The 350-nt window shown below is 73.4% G+C and carries 1 protein-coding gene; it reads right to left on the bottom strand.

Annotated elements, in window-relative coordinates:
- Positions 1 to 350 (bottom strand): protein-L-isoaspartate O-methyltransferase family protein (locus ACFR9S_RS09580; protein ID WP_379818503.1); only part of this gene is annotated, 350 nt, incomplete at both ends.

The following is a 350-nucleotide window of genomic DNA, read 5'->3' as shown; positions in this document are numbered from 1 at the left end:
CTTGACCGGGCCGCGCTCGTCGACGCGTCGGTAGCCGTCCGGGGCGTCGGGGTCGCGCGTGACGGCGACGAGCGTCTGGTCGCCGTTGCCCTTCGGGAAGACGATCCGCCCGCCGTCGGCCAACTGCTCCAGCAGCGGGCGCGGCGGCTCGACGACGCCGGCCTCGATCAGAATTCGGTCGTAGGGGGCGTACTCCGGCAGCCCGGACGAGCCCTCCTGACAGTCGACGAGCACCTCGCCGTAGCCTGCCGCTTCGAGGTTCGAGCGGGCGCGGTACACCTGCGGGCGGGCGATGTCGAGCGCGTGGACGTGGCGCCCGCCGAGAATCTCCGCCAGCACGGCGGCGGTGT

The organism is Halolamina salina, from assembly GCF_042678005.1.
In the GTDB taxonomy this organism is placed as follows: domain Archaea; phylum Halobacteriota; class Halobacteria; order Halobacteriales; family Haloferacaceae; genus Halolamina; species Halolamina salina.
Note: the sequence above shows the minus strand (reverse complement) of the source record. Positions and strands in the feature narration are given on the sequence as shown.